The sequence below is a fragment of the Sphaerisporangium cinnabarinum genome (genome assembly GCF_055567015.1).
The window spans coordinates 169,423-194,455 of sequence record NZ_JBVHRG010000008.1 but is presented as its reverse complement, the minus strand read 5'-3'; the positions used below and the strand labels follow the sequence as shown (position 1 = coordinate 194,455).

Annotated in this window: 22 protein-coding genes; 14 read left to right on the top strand and 8 right to left on the bottom strand. The window is 77.2% G+C overall.

Features of this window, described 5'->3' with window-relative positions:
* Positions 1-24 precede the first annotated feature (24 nt).
* Entirely contained in the window at positions 25-828 is an 804-nt protein-coding gene (locus ACZ4MO_RS13295) for a tetratricopeptide repeat protein (RefSeq protein WP_175009740.1), read from the top strand.
* A 215-nt stretch (positions 829-1,043) separates the two neighbouring features.
* On the opposite strand, the gene ACZ4MO_RS13290 is transcribed toward ACZ4MO_RS13295, so the two are convergent.
* Both ACZ4MO_RS13290 and ACZ4MO_RS13285 read right to left on the bottom strand, forming a co-directional pair.
* Positions 1,044-1,616 (bottom strand): hypothetical protein, encoded by a 573-nt coding sequence (locus tag ACZ4MO_RS13290; protein WP_085387096.1) that lies wholly within the window; start codon positions 1,614-1,616, stop codon positions 1,044-1,046.
* A gap of 175 nt (positions 1,617-1,791) precedes the next feature.
* Positions 1,792-2,310 (bottom strand): hypothetical protein, encoded by a 519-nt coding sequence (locus ACZ4MO_RS13285; protein ID WP_175009739.1) that lies wholly within the window; start codon positions 2,308-2,310, stop codon positions 1,792-1,794.
* A 197-nt stretch (positions 2,311-2,507) separates the two neighbouring features.
* Here ACZ4MO_RS13285 and ACZ4MO_RS13280 point away from each other — a divergent pair, with 197 nt between their 5' ends.
* From ACZ4MO_RS13280 to ACZ4MO_RS13250, 7 genes are all read left to right on the top strand, one after another.
* Positions 2,508-4,604, top strand: a complete 2,097-nt coding sequence (locus ACZ4MO_RS13280) for a D-alanyl-D-alanine carboxypeptidase family protein (protein ID WP_175009738.1) — start codon at positions 2,508-2,510, stop codon at positions 4,602-4,604.
* A 241-nt stretch (positions 4,605-4,845) separates the two neighbouring features.
* A complete protein-coding gene (locus tag ACZ4MO_RS13275; RefSeq protein ID WP_175009737.1) occupies positions 4,846-6,579 on the top strand; it encodes an ATP-binding cassette domain-containing protein in 1,734 nt (577 codons plus the stop codon).
* A gap of 108 nt (positions 6,580-6,687) precedes the next feature.
* Positions 6,688-7,221: a DUF2087 domain-containing protein gene (locus tag ACZ4MO_RS13270; RefSeq protein WP_255437348.1), complete on the top strand. Its 534-nt coding sequence runs from the start codon at positions 6,688-6,690 to the stop codon at positions 7,219-7,221.
* Positions 7,222-7,293: 72 nt separating this feature from the next.
* On the top strand, positions 7,294-7,827 hold the full coding sequence (locus tag ACZ4MO_RS13265) for a YbaK/EbsC family protein (RefSeq protein WP_175009736.1): 534 nt from the start codon (positions 7,294-7,296) through the stop codon (positions 7,825-7,827).
* A gap of 359 nt (positions 7,828-8,186) precedes the next feature.
* On the top strand, positions 8,187-8,561 hold the full coding sequence (locus tag ACZ4MO_RS13260; protein WP_255437347.1) for an STAS domain-containing protein: 375 nt from the start codon (positions 8,187-8,189) through the stop codon (positions 8,559-8,561).
* A 66-nt stretch (positions 8,562-8,627) separates the two neighbouring features.
* Positions 8,628-9,902, top strand: a complete 1,275-nt coding sequence (locus ACZ4MO_RS13255; RefSeq protein ID WP_175009735.1) for an exonuclease SbcCD subunit D C-terminal domain-containing protein — start codon at positions 8,628-8,630, stop codon at positions 9,900-9,902.
* Positions 9,902-13,147 (top strand): AAA family ATPase, encoded by a 3,246-nt coding sequence (locus ACZ4MO_RS13250; protein ID WP_175009734.1) that lies wholly within the window; start codon positions 9,902-9,904, stop codon positions 13,145-13,147. The genes ACZ4MO_RS13255 and ACZ4MO_RS13250 overlap by 1 nt, the downstream gene beginning before the upstream one ends.
* 17 nt (positions 13,148-13,164) lie before the next feature.
* On the opposite strand, the gene ACZ4MO_RS13245 is transcribed toward ACZ4MO_RS13250, so the two are convergent.
* Positions 13,165-13,854 carry a TetR/AcrR family transcriptional regulator gene (locus ACZ4MO_RS13245; RefSeq protein WP_499279059.1) on the bottom strand — a complete coding sequence of 230 codons (690 nt, stop codon included), beginning with the start codon at positions 13,852-13,854 and terminating at the stop codon, positions 13,165-13,167.
* 84 nt (positions 13,855-13,938) lie between these two features.
* On the opposite strand from ACZ4MO_RS13245, the gene ACZ4MO_RS13240 reads away from it, so the two are divergent.
* The gene (locus tag ACZ4MO_RS13240; protein WP_175009732.1) at positions 13,939-14,367 is read left to right on the top strand and encodes a VOC family protein; all 429 of its coding nucleotides are present in this window, start codon (positions 13,939-13,941) and stop codon (positions 14,365-14,367) included.
* A gap of 230 nt (positions 14,368-14,597) precedes the next feature.
* Positions 14,598-14,762 (top strand): hypothetical protein, encoded by a 165-nt coding sequence (locus ACZ4MO_RS13235; RefSeq protein ID WP_157446563.1) that lies wholly within the window; start codon positions 14,598-14,600, stop codon positions 14,760-14,762.
* A gap of 68 nt (positions 14,763-14,830) precedes the next feature.
* Here the strand turns inward: ACZ4MO_RS13235 and ACZ4MO_RS13230 are convergent, their stop codons facing one another.
* The 3 genes from ACZ4MO_RS13230 to ACZ4MO_RS13220 form a co-directional block, all read right to left on the bottom strand.
* A complete protein-coding gene (locus ACZ4MO_RS13230) occupies positions 14,831-15,646 on the bottom strand; it encodes a uracil-DNA glycosylase family protein (protein ID WP_175009731.1) in 816 nt (271 codons plus the stop codon).
* Positions 15,647-15,773: 127 nt separating this feature from the next.
* Complete coding sequence (locus tag ACZ4MO_RS13225) at positions 15,774-17,219, bottom strand: Bcr/CflA family efflux MFS transporter (RefSeq protein WP_175009730.1); 1,446 nt, start codon at positions 17,217-17,219, stop codon at positions 15,774-15,776.
* Positions 17,220-17,297: 78 nt separating this feature from the next.
* The gene (locus tag ACZ4MO_RS13220) at positions 17,298-19,973 is read right to left on the bottom strand and encodes a tetratricopeptide repeat protein (RefSeq protein WP_499279058.1); all 2,676 of its coding nucleotides are present in this window, start codon (positions 19,971-19,973) and stop codon (positions 17,298-17,300) included.
* Positions 19,974-20,205: 232 nt separating this feature from the next.
* Between ACZ4MO_RS13220 and ACZ4MO_RS13215 the strand changes: the two genes are divergently transcribed.
* Both ACZ4MO_RS13215 and ACZ4MO_RS13210 read left to right on the top strand, forming a co-directional pair.
* Positions 20,206-20,979, top strand: a complete 774-nt coding sequence (locus tag ACZ4MO_RS13215) for a DUF1266 domain-containing protein (RefSeq protein ID WP_175009728.1) — start codon at positions 20,206-20,208, stop codon at positions 20,977-20,979.
* A 33-nt stretch (positions 20,980-21,012) separates the two neighbouring features.
* Positions 21,013-21,153: a hypothetical protein gene (locus tag ACZ4MO_RS13210; RefSeq protein ID WP_186810483.1), complete on the top strand. Its 141-nt coding sequence runs from the start codon at positions 21,013-21,015 to the stop codon at positions 21,151-21,153.
* A 124-nt stretch (positions 21,154-21,277) separates the two neighbouring features.
* On the opposite strand, the gene ACZ4MO_RS13205 is transcribed toward ACZ4MO_RS13210, so the two are convergent.
* Complete coding sequence (locus ACZ4MO_RS13205; protein ID WP_175009727.1) at positions 21,278-22,063, bottom strand: LLM class F420-dependent oxidoreductase; 786 nt, start codon at positions 22,061-22,063, stop codon at positions 21,278-21,280.
* Between the two features lie 117 nt (positions 22,064-22,180).
* Here ACZ4MO_RS13205 and ACZ4MO_RS13200 point away from each other — a divergent pair, with 117 nt between their 5' ends.
* A complete protein-coding gene (locus ACZ4MO_RS13200; protein ID WP_209829012.1) occupies positions 22,181-22,870 on the top strand; it encodes an LmeA family phospholipid-binding protein in 690 nt (229 codons plus the stop codon).
* Positions 22,871-22,912: 42 nt separating this feature from the next.
* Positions 22,913-24,100, top strand: coding sequence for a DNA glycosylase AlkZ-like family protein (locus ACZ4MO_RS13195; RefSeq protein WP_175009725.1), 1,188 nt, complete (start codon positions 22,913-22,915; stop codon positions 24,098-24,100).
* Here ACZ4MO_RS13195 and ACZ4MO_RS13190 read toward each other — a convergent pair.
* The gene (locus ACZ4MO_RS13190; protein ID WP_175009724.1) at positions 24,072-24,944 is read right to left on the bottom strand and encodes a CPBP family glutamic-type intramembrane protease; all 873 of its coding nucleotides are present in this window, start codon (positions 24,942-24,944) and stop codon (positions 24,072-24,074) included. The genes ACZ4MO_RS13195 and ACZ4MO_RS13190 overlap by 29 nt on opposite strands.
* Between the last annotated feature and the right edge of the window lie 89 nt (positions 24,945-25,033).

Sequence of the window (25,033 nt, the reverse complement as noted above, 5' to 3'; positions counted from 1 at the left end):
GGGGCCGAAGGGACGCGGTGCCGCATGCCGACCACCGACCAGGGCGCGGACGTCGCCCCGCGCTCCGGAGCGCCCGCCGAGGCCGCGGCGCTCGCCGACCTGCGGTCCGCCGTCGGGCACCTGCACCCCGACGACCCGGCCGAGCTCGTCGCGATCGCGGACGACCTGCGCGCGCTCGGCAGCCCGGCTGCCGCGGTCCCGTTCTACGAGGCGGCCGTCGAGCAGGGCGTGCCCGGGGCGGTGTACCGGCTGGGCGTCGCGCACCACGAGGCGGGCGACGCCGCGGAGGCGTTCCGCTGCTTCGAGCTCGCCGGTCTCGCGGGCGACGCGCTGGGGGCGTTCATGGCGGCGCAGGTCGCGTCGGAGCGCGGGGACCTGCATGCGGCCCGCCGCTGGTACGAGCTGGCGCAGGGCGTCGAGGGCGCGGCCGTGCGGCTCGCCCAGGTGCTCGCCGAGCTGGGGGAGCGCGACGCCGCCGACGGCATCCTCGCGGCGACGTCGGGCGAGAGCTGGGAGGCGGCGGTCGAGCTCGTGCGCAGCGGCGCCCTGAGCCCGGACGACGCCGTCGCGCTGCTCGAGGGGTGGGCCGGGACGGGCGAGGCGCGCGTCGCCGCGACGCTCGCGGACCTCTACGTGCGCGCGGGGCGCGGGCCCGACGCCGAGGACCTGCTCGAGCAGGCGGCGCTCGCCGGCGAGCCGACCGCGCGCACGAGCCTCGGGGTGCTCCGCCTCCGCGCGGGCCGTGTGGCCGAGGCGATGGCCCTGTGGCGCGAGGCCGCCGCCCAGGGAGACGCCCAGGCGGCGGAGCTGCTGGCCCGCTTCGGCTGACGCCGGGCCGCACGCAGAAAGGCGCCCGGCGGGCGACCGGCTCCGTCGAGCTGTCGGTCGCCCTGCCGGGCGCAGAGGGCGGGACGTGCGGGTGGTCTCCCCACCGCCCGCACGCCCCTCTTCCCCCGGGAGCGACTCCCTGCAGCGACGGCCTCAGATCGTCGCGCGGTATCGGTCGCCCCGTGGCCCGCCGCACACGGCGGGCGGTCGAACCGTCAGACCAGCCAGGCGTTGCGCTGGACGAACGGGATCTTCTTCCACGTCTTGCCGAGCCCGAGCACGCTGCCCGCCCCGAGGAGGGTGAGAGCGATGATCGTGAGCGACATGGTGATGTGGTCGTCGATGATCGGGTTGGTCACGAGCGGGAGCTCGGCCAGGTACATGAGCAGGAGCAGGAGCGTGCCGCTCACCGCGGCGATCCGCATCCCGATGCCCAGGATCAGGGCGAGCCCGATGCCGAGCAGGCCGACCATGAAGAGCACGTCGATGAACGCGTTCCCTGCGAGGCCGCTGAAGAAGCCCGAGAACGTGCCCTCGAGGTTCGACAGGAAGCCGGTGGTCGGGCTGTTCCCGTTGAGCCACGACCGCTCGGCGGGGGTGGCGAACCCGAGCCCGAACGTCTTGTCGAGGAAGGCCCAGAGGAAGTAGAACCCGATCGTGATCCGCAGGACGCCGAGGACCACCTGGGTGGGCCGCGTGGCGCGCTCCGCGAGGCTGAGGGTCTCCGGCTCGGTGCCTTCGACCGTAGGGAGCGGCGCGTTGGCGTTCCGCTCGATCGTCCCCTTCATCACTGTCCCCTCTCATCGACCCGTCCGGTGCGGTCGGGCTCCTGAGACCAAGCAAACCCCTGTGAAGGAAGGGTGGACGTCAGGCAAAGGTCGCCGGGCCCGGGGACCTAGGTCCCCGGTGCGGACGAGGGCCCGGGGATACCGGGCGCGGTCAGCCCGCGCGTGGCCCGCCCGGTCAGGAGCCCGAGGCGTCCTCGAGGTCGGTGCGGAGCTCGTCGACCCGGGTGCGCAGGCTCTCGATCCCGTCGCGCACCGCGGCGTCGGCGCCGGAGAGCGAGTCGGCGACGTCGCCCAGCTCGGTGGACGCGTCGTCGAGCGCGGCCTCGGCGTCGGCCAGGCGCTGCTCGGCCTGGGCGCGCGTCTCGTCCGTGGCGGACGCCGCCGCGTCCGCCGCGGCGCGGGCCTCGTCGGCGGCCTCCTGCGCGGACGCGACGGCCTCCTCGGCGCGGGCGCGCGTGTCGTCCGGGAGGGTGCCCAGGTCGTCGGTGAGCGACCGGACGTCCTCGCCGATCGTCTCGACCTGGGACCGCGCGTCGTCGAGGAACTGCTGGACCCCGTCGCCCGTCAGGGTGAATTCCGGCACGCTCACCGAGCCGTCCTCGGCGCACCCGCCCAGCGCGACGGTCGCGGCGACGGCCGCCCCGAGCGCGAGCGCGCGAGACGTTGACCTGCGGTGACGTGTCGGTGAGCTCATGGGGCGATTGTCCACCGCGAACATGAGACGGGGGTGAGAGCCTCGTGGAGGCGGTGTACGGTAGGCGAACGAGGGCACTGTGGCGTGCAGCACACCGATCGTGGGCGCGCGCAGCCGTGACGTCGGGCGCGACGACGCGCACATCCGGCGTGCGGGACCGCAGGTCCGTGGCAGGGCACGAAGCACGGGAGTGAGCGGTGAGCACCACGGCGGAGCACGAGGGCGCGGACGACGCGCCCGTGACGCCCGAGCCCGCGCCCGCCGCCGGCGCGGTGGGCCCGGAGTCGTTCGGACGGCGCGCACGCGCCGTCTCGCACGTCCTCATCTCCTCGGCGCTCGCCATCACGCTCGCCGCGGCCCTCTCCGGCAGCGTCCAGCCGCGCCCGGGCGCGTCGTTCTTCGCGCAGGAGGCGGCCACGGCGACCCAGGTCGCGGCGCTCTCGAGCACCCTCGGGGCGGGCCTCGACGAGGACCAGCAGCTCGACGGCGCGATCGAGGTCCTCGCGACGGCCAACGCGCTCGACGACGGCCACGTCTCCCCGCCCGTCGAGCAGGCCCGCGCCGAGCTCGGCATGCTCCTCGCCACCTATCTCGCGCAGCAGGACGCGGCCCGCCGCGTCCCGGCTCCGCTCGTGCCCGACGGCGACCTCGACCTGGACGAGTCGCTCGACGACGCGCAGGTCCCCGAGCTCCCGGAGCCGCTCGGCCCGGGCGCCGGTACAGGCCCGGGCGCCGGCACGGGCACGGGCACAGGCGCCGACGACACCACGACGCGCCCGGACGGCGAGGCCCAGGACCCCCCGACCGACGGCCCGGCGCAGCAGCCCGCGACGGTCGACGCCTCCGGGGACGTCACGGCGGACGCCGTGCGCACCGCGGCGGAGCGGACCGCGCCCTCGCCGAGCCCGACGAGCAGCCCGTCCCCGAGCGCGTCCACCAGCCCTTCGCCGGACGAGACCCCGAGCCCCGGCGGCACGCCGAGCCCGGCACCCGGCGCGGGCACGCCCGTGGACCCGTCCGCCCCCGGCGGCGCAGGGTCCCCGGGCGACGCGGGAGCACCCGGCGACCGGACGCTGCCGGAGGACGAGGTGCCCGCGCCCGACGGGGTCGCCCCCGGCGATCTGGACGGGTCTCAGGACCCGGCCGACGGCTCGGCTGACAGCGGTGACGGCGACCACGCCGAGGACGACGACCACGCGCACGGTGACGTGACGCTCGAGGACGTCCTCGCCTCCGCGACGACGCTCGCCGAGCTGCTCGGCACCGACCTCGTGCCGGTCGGCGTCGTCCCGGCCGCCGGGGCGACGGCGCTCGCGGGCACGACCCTCGCGGAGCGGCTCGCCGAGGTCGTCGAACGGTACGCCGGCTCGACGGCGCAGTACCAGAACGGCCGCATCCCGCCGGAGGCGCTGTGCGCGCTCGACTTCGCGCCGGGCAAGACCCTGCGCTGCGACGCCGCGGAGCAGCTCGAGGCCCTCGCCGCGGAGTTCGAGAAGGAGTTCGGGTACGCGCTGAAGATCACCGACGCGTACCGCCCGTACGACGAGCAGGTGCGCCTCAAGGCGGTGAAGCCGTACCTCGCGGCCGTGCCCGGCACGTCGCAGCACGGGTGGGGCCTCGCGATCGACGTCGGCGGGAACGTGCCGTCGGGGACGTCGCTCGAGTACGTCTGGCTCCGCACGCACGGCCCGGACTACGGCTGGGACAACCCCGCGTGGGCGCGGCCCAACGGGTCCAAGCCGGAGCCGTGGCACTTCGAGTTCTTCGCGGCGGGCAAGATGCCGACGCGGTACACGCCTGCCGAGGGCAGCGCGCCGTCCACGCCGCAGAAGCCGACGGGACCGAGCGCGCCCGCACCGAAGCCGACGACCCCGCCCGCGCCGCAGCCACCGGCACCGGCGCCCACGCCCACGCCCACGGAACCCCCGCCGACGAAGCCCACGGACCCGCCGCCGCCCACGACCGTCGCCGTCCCGGCGAACCTCGTCGGCAAGCAGCAGGCCGCGGTCGAGGCAGCGCTCAAGGGTGCCGGGCTCAAGGTCAGCGTCACGACGAAGACCGACCCCGCCGCAGCCGGGACGGTGCTCTCCGTCGCGCCGGGCTCCGGCACCCAGGTCGCTCCGGGGAGCACGGTCGCGATCGTCGTCTCGTCCGGCCCGGCGCCGGACCCGGAGCCGGAGCCGGAGCCGACCGAGCCCGAGCCGTCGCCCGAGCCGACGGACCCGGCGCCCGAGCCCACGACCGCGCCGACCCAGGCCCCGGCGGCCCCCGGTACGGAGCCGACCGCTCCCTGAGGCGAGGGACGCCGTCGGGCCTGGGGCGGAGCCGCGGTGGTGCTCGGCTCGGCGCCGCCACGGGACCGGTCCCGTGACGGCGCCGAAAAAGCCGTGCGTCTCCAGTCCCGGCGGCGTAGCGTCGGGCGCGATGTGATCCTCACCTGCCCCGGCCGCTCCGTCCCGTCGAGCCCGTCGCCGTGGCCCCCGCCGCCGTCCGCGGCGAGCGCGCGCCACCCGGGCACCTGGTAGGTGATCACCCATGGCACGTCCCACCCCTGTCCTGCGCGCGTCCGACGTCCGCGTGTCCTTCGCGGGCCGCGCCGTCCTGCGCGGCGTCGACCTCGCCGTCGACCCCGGCCACCGCACGGGCCTCGTCGGCGAGAACGGCGTCGGCAAGTCCACGCTCCTGCGGGTGCTCGCGGGCGCGCTCGCGCCCGACAACGGCACGGTCAGCCGGCCCGCGGACCTCGGGTTCCTGCACCAGGAGTTCCCGTACCCGCCGACGACGACGGTCCGCGCGGTCGTCGACGACGCGCTCGTGCGCGTGCGCGGGATCGAGCGCGAGCTCGAGGAGGCGGCGCTCGCCCTCGCCGGCGACCCGGGAGGCGAACCCGTCCCCGGTGCCGAGGAGGCGTACGCGCGCGCCCTCGCGCGGGCCGAGCTCGCCGACGTCTGGGACGCCGACGCGCGGGCCGCGCGCACGCTCGCGGGTCTCGGGCTCGACGTCGACGGGGTCGCCGGCCGCGAGGTCGGGTCCCTGTCCGGCGGCCAGCGCACCCGGCTCGGCCTCGCCGCCCTCCTCGTGCGCCAGCCCGGCGCGATGCTGCTCGACGAGCCGACGAACCACCTCGACGACGCCGCGGCGGAGTTCCTCGCCGCGGCGCTGCGGGCCCTCCCGGGCGCCGTCGTGCTCGCGAGCCACGACCGCGTGTTCCTCGACGAGGTGTGCACCGAGATCCTGGACCTCGACCCGGTCGCGGAGCCGCTCCGAGGCGCGGGCGACGCGGCGCGCACCGCGGGAGCGGGGACCCTCTACGGCGGCACGTACGGCGACTACCTCGAGGCCAAGCGCGTCGAGCGCGAGCGCTGGGAGCAGCGCTTCGAGGCGGAGCAGGCCGAGCTCGCGGAGCTGCGGCGCGGCGTCGCGGTGACGGCGCGGGACGTCGCGAAGAACCGTGAGCGGGGCAACCAGGCGAAGATCCTCTACGACTTCAAGGGCGAGCGGGTGCAGGGCCAGGTCGCGCGACGCGTGCGCAACGCGCAGCAGCGGCTCGACGCGCTCGAGCGCGACCAGGTGCGCAAGCCGCCCCCGCCCCTGCGCTTCGCGCCGCCGAGCGGGGGGACCGGCGTCGCCCCGGGCGGCGGCGACGTGGTCGCCTGGGCGCGGGGCGTCGTCGTGCACCGGCCCGGGCGCGGCGAGCCCGGGGCCGCCCCGGGCGAGCGGCCGGACCGGCTCGACATGGCGGCGTCGGGCGTCCCGTCGGTCGAGGTCGCCCGGGGCAGCCGGCTCCTCGTCACCGGGGCCAACGGCGCCGGGAAGTCCACGCTGCTGCACGTGCTCGCGGGCGACCTCGTGCCCGACGCCGGCACCGTGGGCCGGGCGCGCGGGGTCCGGGTGGGGCTGCTCGAGCAGGACGTGCACCTGCACGACGACGACCGCACCCCGCGCGAGCTGCTCGCCCTCGCGCAGGGCGTGGACCCGGCGGACGCGCGCGACGCGGCCGTGGACGCGCACGGCCTCCTCGCGCCGTGCGACCTGGGGCGGCGGCTCGCGGAGCTCTCCGTGGGGCAGCGCCGGCGCGTGGTGCTCGCGATGCTCGTCACGCAGGCGCCCGACGTGCTGCTCCTCGACGAGCCGACGAACCACGTCTCGCTCACGCTCGCGGGCGAGCTCATGGAGGCCGTGGCGGAGTGGCCGGGCGCCGTGGTCGTGGCGTCGCACGACCGGTGGCTGCGGCGTCGCTGGCAGGGCGACGCCGTGCACCTCGACTGACGTCCCCGCCACGCCCGCGGGGTCCCGGCGCGAGGCGGGGCGCCGGGGACGCGAGGGGTCCCGGGAACGCGGTGGCCGCGCGCGGCGCGGCGTGCGTAGGGTCGGGCGGTGGACGAAGACCGGACGGGTGCCCCGGTGCCCGACAACGCGTGGAAGCAGGTGGTCGCGTCGCTCGCCGACGCGGGGCGCCTCGAGGTGCTCGCGCGCGTCGTGCGCGAGGGCCCCGCGGAGGCCGTGCTGTCGGCCGACGAGCGCCGTCGGCTCGCGCCGCTCCTGGCCGCGGGCGTCGTCGTGCGGGAGGAGACGGGGTTCCTGCGGGCGGCGCCCGAGCGGTTCGCGGAGCTGCTCACGACCGTCCCCACGCCGCGCCCCACGGGGCCCGACCGCTTCCTCACGGACGGACGCCTGCTGCGCATGCCGAAGCGGCTGCGCGACCGCGAGCTCGTCGTGCGGTACCTCGCGGCGCAGGTGCTCCCGCTGGAGGACCCCGTCACCGAGCTCACCCTGACCAGGCGGCTCGCGGCGCGCGCGGCGGACCCCGTGTCGCTGCGGCGCGCGATGGTCGACGCGGGCCTCGTGCACCGCACGCGCGACGGCGCGGAGTACTGGCGCACCGTCGTGACGGAGTTCGACGACGTCTGAGACGACGTCCGACGGGCGGCGGTCCCGCTACGGCAGCCCGTGCGTCGGGGGCGAGGGCTAGGGTCGGTTCTCATGAGCAGCGAGCGCGCCGTGGCGGCGCTGGAGGCGTCGGGCATCGACTTCACCCTCACCCGGCACGGCCGGGTGGGGTCGCTGGAGGAGGCGGCCGCCGCGCGCGGCGTGGACCCGGCGCGCGTCCTCAAGACGATCGTGGTGCGGCGCGCGGAGGACGACTACCTGTTCGTGCTCGTCCCGGGCGACCGGCAGATCTCGTGGCCCAAGCTGCGCGCGCTGCTCGGGGTGTCGCGCCTGTCCATGCCGGACAAGGAGGTCGCGCGCGACGTCACGGGGTACGAGCGCGGCACGATCACGCCGTTCGGCGCCACGCACGCGTGGCCCGTCGTGGCGGACGTGCGCGTGGTCGCCGTGCGCGGCGAGGACGAGGTGGACGTCGCGGGCGACCTGGCCGCCCCGGAGGCCCCGGGCGGCGGGGACCACCTCGTCTCGATCGGGGCGGGCGAGCACGGCGTGGCCGCGACGGTCGACGGGCAGGCCCTCGTGGCGGCCCTCGGGGCCCAGGTCGCCGACGTCACGGACCCGCTGTAGCCGGTCCCGCGGCGAGCCCCGCGGCGAGCCCTGCGGCGAGCCCCGCGACGGCGTCCGGGGCGCGTGCGCTCGCGGTGCGCGCGGGCACGCGGAGGTGCGCGCGGCCGCCCGCGCCGTCCGGGTTGTGTGGGTTCGGAGGAAGGTCGCGAACGACCGCCGCGCGGGCTGGTGTGCGCCCCGCGCCGGGTGCAGACTCTGGGGTGCTCCGGTCACGGTCGCCGGTCCGAGCAGCCGCCCGACGGCGACGGCGAGCGGCCGGACGGAGCCGATGAGGTGCGCAGGGAACAGGTCACCTCCCCCGGACGTTGTCCGGAGGGGCGGCCGACAGCAGGCAGGACGACTCGAGAGAAGCGGGAACCGTGGACACAGGCAGCGCGATCGACCGGACGAGCGGGATCGTCTACGCCCCGGCGGACGGCGGCGTGGTCGTGACGATGTGGGGAGAGGTCGACGCGGCGCTGCGCGACCGTGCGAGCGAGGCCATGTCGTACGTGCTCGACACCCGCGGACGCGTCGTCGTGGACGTCGCCGACGTCACCTTCATCGACTCCTCGGGCATCGCGTTCATCATCCAGCTCTACATGCTGGGCGAGGAGGACGGCCGCGAGGTCGTGCTGCGGGACCCGTCCCCGAGCATCGTCGAGCTGCTCGACATGATCGGCATGGGCGGGCGCATCCCCGTCGAGCGCAGCGGCGCGTCGACCGGCCCGATCCAGGTCGTCAGCGCCGTCTGACACCCGCGCGCCCGCCCGCCGCCCCGGGTCCCCGGGGGTGTGGGAACCGGCCGGTACGGTGCGGGCATGCGCATCCTGCACACCTCCGACTGGCACCTCGGGCGCACGCTGCACGGGGTCGACCTGCTGGAGCACCAGGCCGCGCACCTCGACCACCTCGTCGAGCTGACCCGCTCCGAGGCGGTCGACGCGGTCGTCGTCGCGGGCGACGTCTACGACCGCGCGATCCCGCCGGTGGACGCCGTCTCCCTCCTCTCGGAGGCGGTGACGCGGCTCGCCGAGCACGCGCACGTCGTCGTCACGCCGGGCAACCACGACTCCGCCGTCCGGCTGGGGTTCGGCGACCGTCTCCTGCGCCCGGGCGTCCACGTGCGGGCGCGCCTGGCCGACGTCGGCGCTCCCGTCGTCCTGGGGCCGCGCCCGGGTGCGGCGGGCGGCGACGGCCCCCCGCTGCTCGTCTACGCGCTCCCGTACCTCGACCCGGACACGGCCCGGCACGTCCTCGCGGACGCCGCGGACACGCCGGACGCTCCGGGCACCGAGGGGGTGGGCGGCGCCCCGACGGGTGGCCCGCGTCCGCTCGCGCGGTCCCACGAGGCCGTCATGGGGGCGGCCCTGCGCCGGGTGGCCGCCGACCTCGCGCGGCGCCGCGCCGCGGACCCGGAGGTGCGGGCGGTCGTCGTCGGGCACGCGTTCGTCGTGGGTGGGCTCGCGTCGGACTCCGAGCGCGACATCCGTGTGGGCGGCGTGGACGCCGTCCCGGCCGCCGCGTTCGCGGGCCGCGGGCTGGACTACGTGGCGCTCGGCCACCTGCACGGGCCGCAGCGCGTCACCGTCCCGGACGTCGGCGGCGTGTCGACCGTCGCCCGCTACTCGGGCTCGCCCCTCGCGTTCTCCTTCTCGGAGCTGCACCAGCGCAAGTCCACCGCGCTCGTCGACGTCGGTCGGCTCCGCACGGACGCGGACGCGGCGGTCGAGCTGGTCCCCGCCCCTGTGCCCCGCCGCCTCGCCGAGGTGACCGGATCGCTCGACGAGCTGCTCGGTGAGGCGGGCGAGCCGCACGTCGACGACTGGCTGCGCGTCGTGGTGACGGACGCGGTCCGGCCCGCCGAGCTCTACGCCCGCGTCCGGTCCCGGTTCCCGCACGCGCTCCAGGTGACGCACCGCCCCCCGCGCGTCGCGGAGCGCGAGGTCGTGGCCGCCGTCGGGCCGGGGCACGACCCGCTGGACGTCGCCCGCGACTTCGTCGAGCACGTCTCCGGGCACGCGCCCAGCGAGGCCGAGGTCGTCGTGCTGCGCGAGGCGTTCGAGCTCGCCCTCGCCGAGGAGCGCAGCGCCTGATGCACCTGCACTCCCTCACCTTCCAGGCGATCGGGCCGTTCGCGGGCCGTCACCACGTCGACCTCGCGGCGCTCGGCGCGTCCGGGATCTACCTCCTCGAGGGGCCGACGGGCGCCGGCAAGTCCACGATCATCGACGCGATCGTGTTCGCGCTCTACGGGAAGGTCGCCTCGGACGCCGCGAGCGACGACCGCCTCCGCTCCGCGTTCGCGGGACCGGACGTCGAGTCGTACGTCGACCTCGTGCTCGAGGTCCCGGCAGGGGTGTTCCGGGTCCGGCGCACGCCCGAGTACCGCCGGCCCAAGAAGCGCGGCACCGGCACCACGACCCAGCAGGCCTCCGTCCGGCTCTGGCGGCTCGCGGAGGTGCCACCCACCGACGCACCGGGCGCGGTCGAGGACGCCGCGGGGGAGCTCCTCTCCGCGCGGCTCGACGAGGCGGGGGACGAGATCCGCCGGCTCGTCGGGCTCGACCGGCGCCAGCTCGTCCAGACGGTCGTGCTGCCGCAGGGCGAGTTCGCGACGTTCCTGCGCGCGAAGCCCGAGGACCGTGCCGTGCTGCTGCAGAAGGTGTTCGGCACGGAGCTCTACCAGCGCGCGGCGGCGCGCCTGGCCGAGCTCGCGCGCGCGGCGCGCTCGCGCACGGACGTCGCGCGGCAGGGCGTCGTGGGGGCGGTGGAGCGGTTCGCGGGAGCCGCCGGGCTCGCGTCCGACGACGCACGACGGCTGCGCGAGGCCGCGGACGACGACGACCGGCTGCGGCGGGCCGACGAGGACGACGTCGCCCGGGCGCTCGCCGGGGCGTCGGTCGCGCTCGAGGTGGACGAGCCGTCGGTCTCGTTCGCGGTCCCGGCCGCGGAGGCGGCGGTCCTGCCGGAGGTGGACGAGCCGCCGGCCCCGACCGGCTCGGAGGCGGTGCCGGGCGTGCACGCGCTCGCCGTCGCGCACGTCGCGCGCCTCGACGCCGAGGCCACGGCGCTGGCGGAGCGCGCGGCGGGTGCCGACGCGACGCTCGCCGCCGCGCGCGAGCAGTTCGAGGGTGAGCGCGCGCGCCACGACGCGCTCGAGCGGCGTGCCCGGCTGCGGCTCGAGGCGGCCCGGCTCGACGAGGCGGAGCCCGCGGTGGCCGAGGACCGCCGTCGGGCGGACGCGGCGGCGCGCGCCGCGGTCGTCGCCCCGGCGGCCCAGGGCCTCGCGCGGGCCGAGCAGACCCTGCGCGCCGCGCTCGACCGGCTCGCGCTCGCGCGCACCGGGGCGCCCGCCGTCCTCGCGGACGCCGACCCGTCGACGCTCGAGGCGCTGCGTGCCGACGTCGCGACGGCGGCCGTGCGCGTCACGCGGCTCGTCCCGGTGGGCGAGTCGCTGCCCGGGCGCGAGCGCGAGCTCGCCGACGGCCGCAAGGAGATCGCGCGGGCGACGGAGGAGCGCGGTCGCGTGCTGGCCGAGCTCGACGGGCGCCCAACGCGCCGGGACGCGGTGCGAGCGCGCCTCGCGTCCCTCGCGGAGGCCGCGGGCGCGCTCGGGGTGCTGCGCGAGCGCGCGGACCGCGCCCGTGCGGTCGAGGAGGCGGCACGCCAGGCGGCGGCGCTCGAGACCGAGGTGGCCGACGCGCACGCCGAGCGGTCACGGGTCGCGGCTCGCGCGCACGAGGCGCTGGAGCGTGAGACCCGGCTCCGGTCCGCGCGCATCGCGGGTCTCGCCGGAGAGCTGGCCGCGGGGCTCGCGGCAGGGGAGCCGTGCCCCGTGTGCGGTGGGGCCGAGCACCCGCACCCGGCGCCGCTCGCCGAGGACCACCCGACGGCCGAGGACGTCGAGCGCGCCGAGCGGGAGTGCGCGGACGCCGAGCGCCTGCTGCGCGACGTCGCGGCCCGTGCCGAGGTGCTCGCCGAGCGCTGCGCGGCCCGCCGTCGGGACGCCGACGGCCTGACCCCGCAGTCGGCCGCCGAGCAGGTCGCGCAGGCGGAGGAGCTCGTGGCCGCCGCGCGCGGCGCGGAGCACGAGCGGGCCGAGGCCGAGCGGGAGCTCGAGGAGCTCGACGCGCAGACGCGCGCGCTGCAGGCCCGGGCGGCGGAGCTCGCCGAGGCGGTCGCGGGCACGACCGCGCGGCTCGAGGAGGTCGAGGCGGCGCTCGCGCGCGACCGCGCCGAGATCCGCACGGAGCTCGACGCGGCCGGTCCGCTCGTGGAGCTCGTGGACCTTCCCGACCCGCTCGCCGACGAGGGCGGCGCGCGCAACCCCGTCGCCGTCCTCGCGGCCGCGCTGGAGGACCGGGTGCGCACGATCGACGCCCTCGCGGACGCCGGCAGCGCGGTTGCCGCGGCACAGCGGTCGGCCGAGGAGCGCGCGGCCGAGGTCGCCGCGCTCGTCGCCCGGTCGGGGTTCGCGGACGCGGCCGAGGCGCTCGCCGCCGTGCTCGACGACGCCGAGCGGCACGCGCTCGCCCGGCGCGTCGCGGAGCACGACGCCGCGCGCACCGCGACGGCGACCGGCCTCGCGGACCCGGCGCTCGCCGACCTGCCCGAGGCCGCGCGGGCCGACGTCGCGGCCGCGCGCGCCGCCGTCGCCGAGGCAGAGGCCGTGGCCGGTGCCGCGGCGCGGCAGCACGAGCTCGTCGCCCGGCGGGCCGAGGCGGCCAGGACGGCGGCCGAGGCCGTCGGGGCGGCGGTCGACGGCTGGACCGTGGCACGGGACGCGGCGGGGCCGGTCGCGCGCATGGCGGCGCTCGCGTCGGGCACGGGGGACAACGCGCACGCGCTCTCGCTCGCGACGTTCGTGCTCGTGCAACGGTTCGAGGACGTGGTCGCGGCGGCGAACGAGCGCCTCGCCGAGATGTCGTCGGGCCGGTACGAGCTGGTGCGCAGCGCGACGCGCGAGGACGTGCGGGCGCACAAGCGAGGCCTCGCGATGAAGGTCCTCGACCACGTGACCGAGCGCGAGCGTGATCCCCGCACGCTCTCCGGCGGGGAGACGTTCTACGTGTCGCTGTGCCTCGCCCTCGGGCTCGCGGACGTCGTCACGGCCGAGGCGGGCGGCATCGAGCTCGGGACGCTGTTCGTCGACGAGGGCTTCGGCAGCCTGGACCCCGAGACGCTGGAGGCCGTCCTCGCGGCGCTCGGCCGGCTCCGGGCGGGCGGGCGCGTCGTGGGCGTCGTCTCCCACGTCGAGGCGCTCAAGCAGTCCGTCGCCGAGCGCGTCGAGGTCCGTCGCCTCCCCGGAGGCGGCAGCACGCTCACCGTGCGCGCCTGACGGGGCCGTGCCGTCCGTCAGGACCGAGGGCGAGGCTCCGGGGACGGTGCGCACACACGGTCGACGAGCTCGGTCACGGCCGCGCGCACGGGCCCGGGCGCCGCGCCCGCGTCGAGCGCGAGGGCGGCGCGGTCGAACGCCGCGGACAGCAGCAGCGTCAGCGCGTCGAGACGCTGCTCGTCCGGGCTGTGGCTCGCGCTGTCCCCGCTGGGGTGGGCGCCGAGCGCCGCGCCGAGCCCTTCGCGCAGCGTGCGGCGCGCGTGTCGGGCGTCGAGCGCGTCGGCCTCCGCGGGGCCGAGCACGGCGGGCGCGTCGACGAGGAGGAGCCGCGTCCGGCCGGGTTCACCCATCGCGTCGAGGTAGGCGCGCGCGCCCTCGACGAGCATCGCGCGGGCGTCCGGGGCGTCCGGGGCGTCCGGGGCGTCCGATCGCTCCGGGGCTGCCTTGCCAGGGTCCGGCGCGGCGGTGCACGCCTCGATCTCCCGTGCGACCGCCTCCGCCTCGGCCTCGGCGACGGCGCGGAAGAGGTCCTGCTTGTCGGCGTAGTGGTGGTACAGCGCGCCGCGGGTGACGTTGGCGGCGGCGGCGATCTGCGGCGTCGAGGTCGCGGCGTAGCCGGCGCGCACGAAGAGGTCGCGCGCGGCGGCGACGAGGGCGGCACGGGTCGCGTGGGTGCGTTCGGCGTTGGTCCGGCGGCGGTCTTGCATACCGACAGACTGTAGGCCATCCTCAATACACACAGCCTGTTTGTTTCTGCGACCGCTGCGGTCGCCGACTGCGAGGAGAAGACCGTGCGCATCACGAGCTGGTACCCGGTGCTCATGACCGGCGACGTCGCCGGGACCGTCGCGTTCTACCGCGACCACCTGGACTTCCGGCCGCTCTTCACGAGCGACTGGTACGTCCACCTCCAGTCCGCGCACGACCCGTCGGTGAACCTCGCCGTGCTCGACGGCGATCACGAGACGATCCCGGAGAGCGGCCGAGGTCGTGCGGGCGGGCTCCTGCTCAACCTCGAGGTCGAGGACGTCGACGCCGTGCACGCCCGTCTCGTCGCCGCCGGCCTGCCGATCCTGCGCTCGCTGCGTGACGAGGCGTTCGGGCAGCGGCACTTCATCACGGCCGACCCGAACGGGGTGATCGTGGACGTCATCACCCCGATCCCGCCGACGGGGGAGTTCGTCGAGCAGTACGAGGAGTCCGCCCGCCCGACGGCGTAGCGGGCGCGCTCCCGCGAGGCTTACCCACGGCCCACGGCCCACGGCCCACGGCCCACGGCTCGCGCCTCGGCGCTCGGGGCTCGGGGTCCGGACCGGCCGAGGCCGGATGTCACGAACTCGCCCCGCATCCTTCTCTCCTCGGGGAGCAGAGCGACGTCCGCGGGCGTCGCGCCGTCCCGGAACAACCGCGACCGGCGGTGTCGTCCGGGAGCCGTCGAAGGAGAGCAGCAATGTCAGCAGCATCGTCCCCGCTCGAGCGCGAGCTGCGGCGCATGGAGGTCATCGCGCGCCGGGAGCAGCTCCGGCTCGTCGGCCGCGTCGCCCCGCGCGTGGCGGAGCGCCGCCGCTGGGCCGACGCACCGCGCCGCCAGTCCCCGGCCACCGCCGCCCGCTAGCGGCGGTCGGGGCGCGCGACCCGTAGCGTCCGGCGGCTCGCCACCGTGCGCGGTGGCGCCCGCGCACGTCAGGCCGGCGCGCCGAGGCCCGCGAGCTCGCGCGCTCGCAGCAGCACGTCGTCGAGCATCTGCGGCGTGAGCCGGCCGGTGAACGTGTTCTGCTGGCTCACGTGGAAGCACCCGAGCAGGGTGAGGGTCTGCTCCGGGTGCGGGGGGCCGCCGTCGGGCACGAGGCCGGGGAGCGACGCCTCTGGGCTGGGGCGAGGGACGGCCCGTCGCAGCGTCACCTCCGCGCCGTGCGCGAACCGGGGCCGCGGACGCGGCACGGCCCAGCCCTGCTCGGCGAGCGTCGAGAGCAGCGCCTGCCACCCGAACCCGCCCAGCACGACGGCGACGCGCACCGAGGAACCCAGCAGCTCGACCTCGCGCGCGAGGTACGGGCCGCAGCGGCGGCGTTCTTCCGGGGTCGGCTTGTTGTCCGGCGGCGCGCACCGCACCGGCGCGGTGACGCGGATCCCGGTGAGGCGGAGGTCGTCGTCGGCGGAGACCGAGGTCGCCTGGTTGGCGAGGCCCGTGCGGTGCATGGCGGCGAAGAGGAAGTCACCGCTGCGGTCGCCCGTGAACATGCGGCCGGTGCGGTTGGCCCCGTGCGCGGCGGGCGCGAGCCCGACGACGACGATCCCCGCGCGCTCGTCGCCGAACCCGGGGACGGGGCGGGCCCAGTAGTCGTCGTCGCGGAACGACGCCCGCTTGACCTCCGCGACGTGCTCGCGCCACGCCACGAGTCGCGGGCACGCCCGGCACTCGACGAGGTGGGCGTCCAGCGCCGCGAGCGTCGGCGCCGTCCGGGCCGCGAGCGGGTAGTCGGGGTCGTCGGGCGTCACCCGCCCATCCTGCCCGCGCCCCCACCTCTCCGCGCCCCCGCCCGCCGAGCACGGGGTCCGCGACCGGAGTCCGAGCGATCCGGTCGCGGACCCCGTGCTCGGCTGGCGGCAGGGGCGTGGTCGGCCGTCAGGCCCGGCGGTTCGTCGGCGCCGTCGCGCCGGCGAGTGCCGTGGCGTCGGGCTCGCCGGCGGCCGGGAGGGTGGCCTCGGCGGGCGCGTCCGGGAGGTCCGTGGCCGGAGAGGGGACGGCGACTGCGGGGTCGGGCGCGCCGAGGGAGCCCGCGGCGTCGGCCGGGAGCGGCGCGCCGAACGTGTGCCGCAGGCCGAGCAGCACCGCGCCCGCGACCACGACGACGCCGAACATCACCGCGGCCATCGTCACCGGCGGAGACCCGCCGAGCAGGCCCGTCACGGGCGCGACGACCGCCCCGACGCCGAACTGGAACGCGCCGATGAGCGCCGCGGCGCTGCCGGCGCGGTGCGCGTTGCGCTCGAGCGCGATGGCCGGCACGGACGGCATGACGAAGCCCGCGGTGCCGAGCGTGAGCACGATGAGCGGGACGAGCCACGCGAGCCCGCCACCGGCGAGCGCGGCGACGAGCAGCCCGCCCGAGAGGACGAACCCGGCCGCGACCGCACCCTGGAGGATGCGCTCGGGCGTGACGCGCCCGACGAGCGCGCCGTTGATCTGGCTGCCCGCCGTCACGGAGACCGCGCCCACGCCGAAGACGATCGCGTACTGCTGCGCGGACATCCCGTAGAAGTCCTGGAACACGAACGTCGACGCGGAGATGTACGTGAACATCGCGGCCATGTAGGAGCCGGCGATGAGCGCGAGGCCGATGAACGACCAGTCCCCGAGGAGCGAGCCGTACGAGCGCAGCGCGGCGACGGTCCCGCCGCTGCGGCGACGTTCGACGGGCAGCGTCTCGCGCAGCCGCAGGAGCACGAGCACGAAGAGCACGGCGCCCACGGCGGCGAGCGCGACGAACATGCCGCGCCACGACCCGAGCCGCAGGAACTGCGCGCCGATGGTCGGCGCGAGGATGGGCGCGACGCCCACGACCAGCATGAGCCGCGCGATGACCTTGCCGATCTGGTAGCCCTCGAACGAGTCGCGCACGATCGCCATGGACAGCACCATCCCGGCGGCTGCGGAGAGGCCCTGCACGAACCGGAGCCCCGTGAGCGCGGCGACCGAACCGGCGAAGACGATCCCGGCCGACGCCGCGACGTACACCGCGAGCGACACCAGGAGGGGAGCGCGGCGCCCGACCGCGTCGGAGACCGACCCGATGAGGAGCTGCCCGAGGGCGAGGCCGGCGAGCGTCGCGGTGAGCGTGAGCTGGACGCGGGACTCGGTCGTGCCGAGCTCGTCGACGATGCGCGGGAACGCGGAGAGGTAGAGGTCGATCGTCAGCGGCCCGATCGCGGTGAGCGCGGAGAGCAGCAGGACGAGCCCCGCGCTGACGCGCCCGGGTCGGGAGGGAGCGGCGAGGCTCGTGGAGCCGGTGCCCGACGGGGCGGCGACGGGCGCGGTCGGCACCGAGGTCGCGGGGGGAGTGGAGGCCATGACAGCGGCAACCCCGCAGGGGGTCCCGCATGTTCCCGGACGCCGTACGCGATCGGATGCTGAGACGACGGAGCGGTCTCAGCCGGTGCCGCGCGCCTCGCCGTCATGCTCGCGGTCGCGGTCGCGGTCGCGGTCACGGTCACGGTCGCCGTCGCCGTCGCCGTCGCCGCCGCCGAGCCCGTGCCTCGCGGCTGCGAGACCGCGCCGCGCACGGGCTTCCTCGGCGACGTCGTCGAGCTCGACGGCGCGCACCTGGGCCGCATGGTGCAGGCTCGCCGCGCGGGCGGCGTCGCCCGCGGCGAGCACGGCCTCCCCGAGCGCGTTCAGCGCCTCCGTCTCGACGAGACGTGCGCGCACGCGGCGCGCCAGGTCGACGGCGGCCTCGCCCACGTACACCGCCTCGGCGACGGAGCCCGCGGCGAGCAGCGCGGTCGCGAGGGCGCTGCGGGCCTCCGCCTCCGCGTCGGGGTCGCCGAGCCCGGCGGCCGCGTCGACCGCGGCACGCAGCTCCAGGACCCCGGCCCCCGCCGCGTCGCAGCGTGCGAGGAGCCGACCCACGTGCACCCGTGCCCGTGTCGCCAGCCCCGCGTCCCCCAGGGAGACCGCGCTCGCGAGCGCGTCGCGGTGGAGCGCGAGCGCGCGGTCGAGCGCGCCCTCCGCCTCCGACAGGATCGCCGCGTTGCTCGACACGATCGCGACGTTCAGGGCGTCACCCACCCGCCGCGACAGCGTGAGCGCCCGGTCGTAGCCGGCGCGCGCGTCGTCGTGCCGGCCGAGGATGCGGTGCACGTCCGCGAGGTTCCCGACGGCGCGGCCCTCGCTCACCGGGTCGCCCGCGGTCCGCGCCCCGGCGGCGGCGTCGCGGTACGCGGTCTCGGCCTCGTCGAACCGCCCGAGGCGCTTGTACACGTTGCCGACGCGGTTGAGCGTCTGGCCGGGGCGGGGGTCGTCGCCGCGCTCGAGCGAGCGGACGAGCTGGGCGAGCGCCTCGTCGTACCGGCCGAGCCTCTCGAGCGCGCGCCCGAGGTCGCGCCCGGCCTGGGACCGCCCGGAGGGCCGCCCGTGCTCGACCGCCGCCGTGTGCACCGCGACCGCGTCGTTCCAGCGCCCCGCCGAGTCGAGGTACGGCGCGAGCAGGGCGGAGAGGTCGGTCACCGGGTCGGCGAGCTCGTGCTCCGCGGCGAGCGCCGACGTCGCGACGAGCAGGGCGCGGTGCGCGTCGAGCCACGCGACGGCGGCGTCCGCCGTGCGGCCGGGATGCGCGTCGCCCGCCCCTCCGCCCGCCGCTGTGCCCGCCGCTGTGCCCGCCGCTGTGCCGGTCTCTGTGCTCGTCCCGACGCCCGGCCCGGCCGCGTCGTGGTGGGGCGACGTCGCGTGCACGGCCGGCCGGGCGTCGTCGAGCAGGCGCGCGGCGAGCCGCCCGACGGCGGACGCCCGCGCCGAGAACGGGTCGTCCGTCCGGGCGAGGTCGGCGGCGAGGGTGCGCACGGCGTCGGGCACGACGACCTCCCCGCGCGGCCCGGCCGCGACGAGGTGCCAGCGGCCCAGGGCGGCGAGCGCGTCGCGGCTCTCGCTCGTCGAGACGCCGAGGAGCACGGGGACCTCGGCGGCGTCGAGCGGTACCGGGACGAGGGCGAGCAGGCGCAGGGCGCGGGCGTGGTCGGCGGGCAGACGGCGGTGCACGGCGGCGAGCGCGGGGTGGAGGGCCGGCCCCGGGAGGTCCTCGACCCGGCGGACGTGGTCGGCGAGCGACCAGCCGGGTCGCGCGCGGACGTCGTCGGCGATCTGCGCCAGCGCCGCAGGGAGCCCTCCGGACGCGCGCACGAGGCGGGCGGTGGCCTCGGGCTCCGCGGCGGTGCGGTCCTGGCCGACGCGCGCCGCGAGCAGCGCGCGGGCGTCGTCCGCGCCGAGGGGCGCGAGGGTCGTGGCGGCCTCCCCGGGCAGCCCGACGACGCGGTGCGCCGCCACCACCACGCGCGCGGTGCCAGGCAGGTGCCCGACGACGTCGGCGGCCTGGGCGGGATCGGTCACGTCGTCGAGGACGATCGTCGCGCGGCGCCCGTCGAGCGCGGTCGCGAGCGCGGCGGCGAGCGCAGGCAGGTCGCGCGCCTGCGCGTCGGGCGGGGGTGCGCCGAGCGCCTGGAGCAGCGCGTCGAGCACGACGGCGGCCGGGCGCGGGCCGTCCGCCTCCCCGTGCAGGTCGACGAGCGCGACGACGTCGGCCGGGACCTCGCGGGCCGCGGCGAGCGCGACGCTCGTCGTGCCCGACCCGGGCAGGCCCGTGACCGTCACGACGCGCGTTCGCTCCCGCGAGGACTCCTGGGGCGGGGCGGTGAGCGCCGCCGCGAGCCGCGAAACCTCGTCGGCCCGACCGACGAGCGGCCCGTCGGGCACGATCGGTCCCAGCCGGACGCTCGGCGGGAGAGCGGGCTCCGGAGCGGCCGCGGGGACGGTCGCCGTCCGGTACGCGGCACGCCACGCCGCGGGCCGGCGGTCGCCGAGGACGTGCGCGACGTCCGCGAGCAGGTCGACGTCGAGCCGGGAGCGGCCCGCCCGGAAGACGTCGTAGACGGTGACGCGCCCCGGGCGCGCCTCCGCGACGGGGACGCCCCGGGCGGTGCGGAGCGCGCCGACGCGCCGCGCGATCTCGGTGTACGAGGGGTCGCCGGCCCACGCCCGCAGCGCGCGCAACCGCGCGGCGAGCTCGTCCACCGACCCTGCGCCCACGGGGGACGGCGGCGGGTCGGGGGGCACGGCGCCAGGCTAGCGACGGCCACCCGCCGCTGCGCGGCGTGCTCGCCCGGCGACGTGACCGTGGCGTGCGGGGCCGCCGGGCGACGAGCCCGGGCGGTCAGACGAGCGTCCGGCCGTTCGGGATCGTTCGGGATGCGTGCCGCGGGCGCGCGGCGTCGCCAGGCTCTCCGCAGGCCGCGACGTCCGCGGTGCGAGGGTCCGCGCGGGGCGCGGCGGGACGAAGGAGCGACCGGTGGGGCTGTTCGACAAGCTCAAGGAGATGTTCTCGACGACGGCGGACCTCTACGCGAAGGAGGACGCCCCGCCGCTCACGCCGGCGCAGCAGCGCGGGCTCGCGCTCGGTGCGGTCTACGCCGTCGAGGGCGTGCTGCCGATCAACGCGCTGACCGTGGAGGCCGACGCGCGCACGGCCGCGAAGCCGCTCGCGGCCGGGTGGGACGTGCGGGGCGCGGACGACGTCGAGCGCACGTACGAGTTCCTCCTCACCCAGGGGCACCGGGGCTACTACGCGATCGCGATGCCGAAGGTCGAGGAGCTGTACTCGGGCCGTCTGAGCCGTCGCGACGCGAAGGGCGCGGCGGACCAGCACGTCGCCCAGGCACGGCAGGAGGCGACGGCGCGGTGCCTCGACCCCGAGCGTGCGGTCGCGTTCTACCAGGGCTGGAGCGCGTCGGCGCAGATGGGCGGGCACGGCGAGCTGGCCGACCCGCTGCCGCCGTCGATCGCGGCGTGGGACGCGGCGCGGGTCGTGCACGTCAGCCGCCTCGCGGTCGACGCCGGGTTCGTCACCCCGGAGCGGGCGTGGGCCGCGATCGAGGAGGCCGTCGCGATGTCGCGCCCCGCGTACGCGTCGTGGGAGCAGTTCGGCGACGGGTTCCTCGCGGGGCGCGCGTTCTGGTCCGCGGGCAACCGCACCCCGGTCGACCAGGACCTGCCCGACTTCAAGCGCGCCGTCCGACGGCTGCTCGACACCGAGTCGTCGCCCTGGCGCACGCTGTCGTACTGACCGCGGGGGACGAGAACGACGGGAGGGCGGACGGTGCACCGGTCGCCGTGGTGGTGGCGCGCAGGGCTCCTGATCGTCGTGGTCGGCGTCGGCGTGGCGGTCGTCGCGGCCGACGACGGCCTGCGCTCGGAGGTCCACGCGGCCCTGTCGAACCTGGCGCGAGCCCTGTTCTGACCGCACCGCCCCGCCGAGCACGGGGTTGCTGTCGTCCTGGGCGTCAGAACGACGGCAACCCCGTGCTCGGCACCGTGGCCGGCGTCGGCGTCGGCGTCGGCGCCTGGGGCAGCGCCCGCCGGGGTCAGTCCTGGGCGTCGCGCCAGGCGACCCACTCGCCCACGAGCGACAGGTCGTAGTCCGGCCCGCTCGTGCCGACGGTGAACAGGGTCGCGCCCGCGGCGACGAGCGCGTCCGCGGACTCCGCCGGCGGCCGGGACACGGCGACCGACCGCTCGACGAGCGCGGCGGTGTCGCGTCCCACGGCCTCGCCGTGCTCGTCGAGGATCCCGCTCTTGCGCGCGAGCGTCTCCGCGTCGCCGAACGAGTGCCAGACGTCCGCGTGCTCCGCGACGACGCGCAGCGTCTTGCGCTCCCCGCCTCCGCCGACGAGCACCGGGATGTCCCGGGTCGGCGCGGGGTTCGACGCCGCCCAGCGGGCCTTGATGCGCGGGAGCGCGTCGGCGAGGTCGGCGATGCGCCCGCCCGCGGTGCCGAACTCGTACCCGAACCGGTCGTAGTCCTTCTCGAACCAGCCCGCGCCGATCCCGAGGATCAGACGACCGCCGCTGATGTGGTCGACCGTCCGCGCCATGTCGGCGAGGAGGTCCGGGTTGCGGTAGCTGTTGCACGTGACGAGGGCGCCGATCTCGACGCGCTCGGTCTGCTCGGCCCACGCCCCGAGCATGGTCCAGCACTCGAAGTGCTTGCCGTCGGGGTCGCCCGTGAGCGGGAAGAAGTGGTCCCAGTTGAAGATGACGTCGACGCCCAGGTCCTCCGCGCGCAGCACGGCGTCGCGGATCTGGGCGTAGTCGGCGTGCTGCGGCTGGAGCTGGACGCCGATGCGGAAGGGGTGCCGAGGAGAGGTCATGCTCGGAATCTACGTCCGGGCCGAGCACGACGACACCCCGCGTCGAGCACGATCTTGCCGGCGCCACGAGCGTCAGTACGACGGCAAGGTCGTGGTCGGCGGACCTAGGGTGGGCGCATGAAGCGACTGGTGGGCCTGCTCGTGACGCTCGTGGTGCTGGTGGCGGTCGCCGTCGTGGCGGACCGGGTGGCGGTGGGGGCCGCCGAGCGCGGTGCGGTCACGGCGTTCGAGCAGCAGGCCGACGACGTGTCCGGCGCCCAGATCGACATCACCGGCTTCCCGTTCCTCACGCAGCTCGTGCGCGGGTCGCTGACGCACGTCACGGGCTCCGCGGACTCCGCGTCGTTCGGCGGCTACGCGATCTCCGACCTCCAGGTCGAGGCCGACGGTGTGAGCACGTCGGAGCCGTACCGGATCGCGTCCGGGACGGCGTCGGGCGTCATCGCGGCGGAGTCGTTGCAGCAGGTCGTCGCCGAGCAGAGCGGTCTCGACGTCGACGTCGCGGCGACCAGCGGCGTGCTGTCCCTGGGCTTCGAGGTCCTGGGCACCACGATCACGGTCGACGTGACGCCGCGCGTGTCCGGCCCGGCCGAGCTCGCGGTCGACGTCGTCGCGGTCCGCACCGGCCTCGGCACGGTCTCGGTCGACGACCTGCCGTCCGGGCTCTCGGGCGCGCTGTCCGACCTGCGCGTCCCGCTCGACCTGCCCGACGGCGTCGCGCTCGACTCGGTGTCCGCGGTCGAGGGGGGCGTGCGCGTGGCCGTGACGGGGACCGACGTCGCCGCCGCGGACCTGGTGGCCTCGTGACCCGGGCCGGGTGACCGGCGTGACCGGAGCGGGGTGGGTGCCATGAGCGCCAAGGCCGTCGACGGACGTCGCGTCCTCGCGGCGCGCCTCGCCGCGCACCGGCTCCGCGCGCCCGACCTGCCCGACGTGCCGACCGCCGTCGGGCATCTCGTCGCGGTGCAGGGCCAGGAGTTCCACCCCGCGCTGTGGGGCCTCACGCGGCGGCTGCGGCCGGACGCGCGGCCGGGCGCGGCAGGGGCGGTCGCCGCGTGCGACCGCGGTGAGGTGCTGCGCACGCACGTGCTGCGGCCCACGTGGCACCTCGTCCGGCCCGACGACGCGCGCTGGCTCCTCGAGCTCAGCGCGCCCCGCGTGCACCAGGCGAACGGGACGCTGTACCGGCAGGTGGGGACCGCGGGGCACGGGCCGGAGACCGACCTCGTCGTCGCGGCCGTGCAGGAGCGCCCCCGCACGCGCCGCGAGCTGGCCGCGCTGCTCGCCGCCCACGGCCGCCCGCTGGAGGGCATCGCGCTCGGCTACGTGCTCATGCGCGCCGAGCTCGACCGGCTGCTGGTCAGCGGACCCCTCGACGGCAAGCAGCAGACGTACGCCGCGTTCGACGACCGCGTCCCGCCCGGCTACGGGCCGCTCGGCGAGCGGTTCGACCGGGACGCCGCGCTCGTCGAGCTGCTGCGCCGCTACCTCGCGAGCCGCGCGTACGCGACGGTCAAGGACGTCGCGCAGTGGTCGGGCTTCACGCTCACCGACGTGCGGCGCGCGCTCGACCTCCTCGACGGCGAGGTCGTGGCGGTGCCCGGGGCGGGGGCTCTCGAAGGGCTGACGCTCTGGCGGCTCGCCGACCCCGGGGAGCGCGTGCTCGACCCCGCGCCGTTCGTCGGTGCGCTCGCGCCCGACGGCGACCCGTCCCGACCGGTCGTCGACCTGCTGCAGAGCTACGACGAGCTGTTCGTGTCCTCCGGCGAGACGCGCGGGGTCGTCGTGGCCGACGGCGTCGACCTCGGCGACCGGCTCGGGTCCTTCATCCACGCCGTCGCGGTCGACGGCGTCGTCGTCGGGCGGTGGCGCTGGGTCGTCGGGACGCGCGACGTCGTCGTCGAGCCGCAGTGGCGCCGCGCGCCGTCGTCCGCGGAGGAGGCGGCGCTCGCCTTCCAGGCGGACGCGGTCCGCGTGCACTGGGGGCGAGGTGCTGCGGCGCCCAGGATCAGTGCCGGGGCACGCCCGGGCGCGTGACGAGGTGCACGAGCACGGCCGTCAGCACGATCACCCCGACGTAGACCGCCATCGCGACCGGTGACGTGACGGCGAGGAAGGTCAGGGCGGTGTTGCCGACGAGGTGCAGCACGACGGCCGCCGGGACCCCGCCGCGCAAGCGCTCGCTGACCAGCCAGTACGCGCTCGAGAGCGGGATCATCGCGAGCAGGAACAGCGCTGCCTCGACGCTCGCGAGCCCGAGCGACGACTGCCAGGTGCCCGTGAGCGCGAAGAGCGGCAGGTGCCACACCGCCCACACGGCGCCGAGCACGGCGGAGGTCGCGAGCGGCGAGAGCTGACGGCGCAGGCGCGGTTGCGCGTAGCCGCGCCACCCGAGCTCCTCCGACAGCGGCCCCGCGCACAGCGAGACGAGGCTGAACAGGAGCGGGCCGCCGGCCGCGACGACGGCCGCCGCACCGGCCGACAGGTCCGCCGTCGGGCCGCCGAGGGACGGGACGACGAGCGCGGCGACGACCGCGGGCGCGGCACCGAGCCCGACGGCGGCCGGGAACCAGCGCCCGGCGGCGCCCCAGCGTGCGGCGCGCGGGCTGCGGCGACCGGTCCCGGCGAGGACGATCGCCGCGAGCGTCGGCCCGAAGCCACCGAACGCGTAGAGCGCGAAGACGAGCGTTTCGGTCACGTCGCCACCGAGCAGCCACGCGGCGCCCCACGGGGCCCAGGACAGCCCGAACGTGAGCGCCCAGAACGCCGTGAGCCCGCCGCGCACGGGCTGCGCCGCGTCGTCGGGGGCGTCCCGGACCAGGACGGGGGACAGGTGCCGGGACCGCGCCGTCGCGGGCCGAGGTCGTGCGCTCGTCGTCATGCCTCGATCCCACCGTTCCGCCGGGCTCCGCGGACCCCGGCCCACCCCCGTCCCCGAAGGGGGACACCCCCCGGGTCACCCCCGGTCCT